The organism is Alcanivorax sp. (assembly GCF_014762765.1).
Taxonomy (GTDB): domain Bacteria; phylum Pseudomonadota; class Gammaproteobacteria; order Pseudomonadales; family Alcanivoracaceae; genus Alcanivorax.
Genome location: NZ_JABURH010000036.1, coordinates 1 through 3,531, shown reverse-complemented (window position 1 = coordinate 3,531; position 3,531 = coordinate 1). Strand labels below are relative to the sequence as shown.

The 3,531-nt window shown below is 64.9% G+C and carries 3 protein-coding genes and 1 pseudogene; all 4 read right to left on the bottom strand.

All coding sequences use genetic code 11. From position 1 onward, the window contains the following. The coding region (locus tag HUJ17_RS01165; RefSeq protein ID WP_290508985.1) for an efflux RND transporter permease subunit at window positions 1–1,159 on the bottom strand (1,159 nt) is incomplete at its 3' end. After that, window positions 1,156–2,319: an efflux RND transporter periplasmic adaptor subunit gene (locus HUJ17_RS01160; RefSeq protein ID WP_290508984.1), complete on the bottom strand. Its 1,164-nt coding sequence runs from the start codon at window positions 2,317–2,319 to the stop codon at window positions 1,156–1,158. The genes HUJ17_RS01160 and HUJ17_RS01165, both read right to left, overlap by 4 nt. Then, window positions 2,316–3,275: a hypothetical protein gene (locus HUJ17_RS01155; protein WP_290508983.1), complete on the bottom strand. Its 960-nt coding sequence runs from the start codon at window positions 3,273–3,275 to the stop codon at window positions 2,316–2,318. Before HUJ17_RS01155 ends, HUJ17_RS01160 begins: the two co-directional genes overlap by 4 nt. Then, window positions 3,272–3,531: pseudogene (locus HUJ17_RS01150) on the bottom strand (hypothetical protein); the annotation flags it as partial. The pseudogene HUJ17_RS01150 and the gene HUJ17_RS01155, both read right to left, overlap by 4 nt.

The window sequence follows — 3,531 nt, the reverse complement described above, 5'->3', positions numbered from 1 at the left end:
TAAAGGCGAACAGGGAAATGGTGTTGAAGGATTCGCCCAGAACCGGCAGCAAGGCACAGGCGCCCAGCATGCACACCGGAATCCCCAGCGCCACCCAGCCCGCCAGGCGCAGGGTGAGAAACACCCCCAGCATCAGGGTCAGCAGCACCAGCCCCTGCAGGGCATTGCGCCACAGCAGGTGGGAGCGCTCACGGAACTGGGCGGCGTCATCGCTCCACACCCGCAGGGCCACGCCACGGGGCAGCTCCGCTTCCTGCAGATAGCCGCTCACCGCGCCGGCCACGTCCAGCACGTTCTGGTCGCCCACCCGGTAGACATCCAGGGCCACCGCCGGCTGGCCGTCCAGCCAGGCAGCCTGACTGTCCCGGGAGAAACCGTCCTCGATATGCGCCACATCCCCCAGCCGCAGCAGGTCACCCTGCTCCGACTGGCGGATCACCAGCTGCTCGTAGGCGGTGGCATCCCCCGGCTGCTGACCGGTCTGCAGCAGCCAGTCGCCCCGATCGCTGCGCAACAAGCCGCCCGCAATACGCTCCACACTCTCGCGGGCGGCGGCGGCCATGCCTTCGAGCGTGAGCTGGTAGCGGTAGAGATCATCCCGCGCCACGGTCAGCGCCATTTCCCGTTCCGGCAGGTTCTCGATATCCACGCTGGATACCGCCTCATGATTGAGCAGCTGCCTGCGCACATTGTGAGCGAGCTGATAGATATCCTGGCGGGAAAGGCTGCCGCTGAGCAGCAAGCGCACCACCCGGTTACGCACGATCAGCTCCTGCACCCGGGGCCGCTCGGCGTCGCGGGGCAAGGTGTCCAGCCCTTCCAGGCGGGTACGGATCTGCTCCAGCACGGCGCGGGTATCATGGCCCTTGAGCACATCCAGTTGCACCGAGCACAACCCCTCGCGGGCTTCGCTGATCAGCTCGGTGCCCCCTTCCACATCGTCGATGGCGGTTTCCACCGGCGTGCAGACCATGGCTTCCACGCTTTCCGGAGTAGCCTGGGGCCAGGCCACATAGATGCCGATGCGATCCAGCGGTACGTTGGGCAGGGTTTCCTGGCGGGTATGGGGAATGGCCATCAACCCTGCCAGCAGCAGGGCGATCATCAGCAGGTTGGCCACTGCGCCGTTACGGGCGAACCAGGCAATACTGCGATTCACAGGGCTGTCTCAGTCACCGAACGGTCCGCCAGCCCACTGGCAGGAACGCGGGGATCGATACGCATGCCTTCCAGCAGTTGCAGGTCACCGGCCAGTACCACCCGTGACGACGCTGTCACTCCATCGTGCAGGTAGAGGTAGTCGTCATCGTGATGCAGCACTGCCACCGACTGACGACGCAAGCGCTTGTGCTTATCCAGTACCCAGACCGTATTTTCGCCGGCCTGAGCCGCCCGGGGCAGCATCGCGACGTTGCGCGTCGGCGCGCCGCGCAGCTCCGCCTGCACCAGCACCCCGGGCTCCAGGGGCAGGCCGTCTTGCGCATTGGTGACCTGGACAATCAGATGCATCATGCGGTTCTTGTTCAGGCCGCCCTCACGGCGCACCACCTTGCCCTGCCACTGGCCATTGCGGCCGGCAAAGCGGCCGCGCAGGGTAACGTTGACCCGCCGCAGGGTCGTTTCATCGCCGGGCATGATGCCAAGCAGAGCCAGCCATTCATCGCGCACCGGCAAACGCACTTCCACCATGTCTTCCTGATATAACCGCGCCAGCACACTGCCGGCCTGAATCTGCTGACCGGCCATCACCTGCACGGCTTTGAGCCGCCCGCTGATGGGCGCCACCAGCTCGGTCTGTTCCTGGTTACGCTGGGCCTGGCGCAATCCGGCACGGGCGGAGGCCAGCCGGCTGTTGGCTTCGTCCAGTTGCGGCTCGAAACGGCCCAGTGCGGAGGACCGTTTGGAGGACCCGGACACCCGCGCTCGCGCCCGGGTTTCTTCCAGATGCAGGCGCGCGGCGTGGACCGCGTTCTGCTGGGCGGTGACTTCCAGGGCAAAGGGCTCCGGGTCCAGTTTCAGCAGTACCTCGCCAGCAGTGACCCGCCCGCCGTCCGCCAGCAGCGGCGATACTTCCTGCACCCGGCCGGAGACTTCCAGACTCAGGGGTAATTCGTGACGAGCGCGAACCAGGCCCTGACTGTGCACCGGGATCACCACGTCTTTCCATTCCACTTGCCAGGTATCCAGCGCGAGTATGGTGTTTTCCGTTTTCAGGGTGGGGGTAGCCGGTGGCACCAGATAGAGCGAGATCACCGCCAGCCCCATGGCCAGGGTCGCCAGCAGGGCCACCAACGCACGTAGACTGAGAATCCGTTTCATGCCGTCACTCCCAGCCCTTCAACCCAGCGTTGCAGGCATTGCTCGGCCACCGCCTGTGATGCCCCCAGGGAGGGGTGCAGCTTCAGCGCCAGATTGAGGCTGCCGTTGACGATCATCATGCCATTAGCCACCGGGTGATTGGGGCTGCCCGGACCGCAGCAAACGAACACCGTATCCGGAGGCAAGCCGCCAGAAACAAAATCGATTTGCCAGTCTCCCAGGTTGGAAAAGGACCCCGCGTGTTGGGGGCCGTTAAGCAGGCGACCACACAACCAATCCACCCCCCTCTGGCCGATCACCCGGCCAATGCGGGCCAGGTGCCAGTAGCGCCAGTGAATATTGGCTTTCAGGTAGCAGCGGATAGTGCGATCCAGCTGCTCTGGCGTGTCATCCCGATCCACGGTCAGATAAAAGGCGCTGGACAGGTTCATCCCCGGCCGCCCCATGGGCACTACCCCGCGCATATTCACCGGGAAACACCAGCTCACCGGGCCGGGGCCCGTCATCAGGGTCTCCGCCACGGCACGATGCAGAGCCAGCAACAGCAGGCTGTTGAGCGACACCCGCTGGGCGTCGGCACGCTGCCGTAACCCACGGATCTGCTGCGGGCTCAGCCACTGCACCAGTGGCTGAGCCGGCTGTTCCTGCAGAGACCCGTCAAAAGCACGCCATTGTGGCGATTGTGGCAGGCGTTGTTCCGGCCGTGACTGCCAGCGCCGCCAGAACGAGGGCGCCCGTGTCTGACGGCTGAGGGGCATGGTTGGCTGACGAACCCCCATACGCTTTAGGGACTCGGCGATACCCCCCACGCCATCATGGTCCCGATGGCGCAGCGCCACGGTATGGCGCTTGCCGGTACCCGGCGTGATGAAGATAAACTCGATACGATCATCAATACCGAGCCGGGCGCGGGCCCGGTACCACATGCCGATGTAGTCTGTTGCGCTGGCACTCACAGGCGAGCGACCTCCACATAGGGCAGGCGCCCGTCGAGCTGGTCTCGCGGATCGCCGTCATAGCTCACCAGAAAATGGTCGCTGAGCAACAGCCTGCGACGGTAACTCGCTGGCACCCGGGCCAGCGGGTCCTGGGCAAAAAAACCACATACCAACGCATCATAGTGACCATGGAAACGGCTGATGGCATCGTCCAGCAACAGCCGCAGCAGCTCCGGGCGATTGTCCTCCACCACCAGGCTGTGCAGGGTCAGGT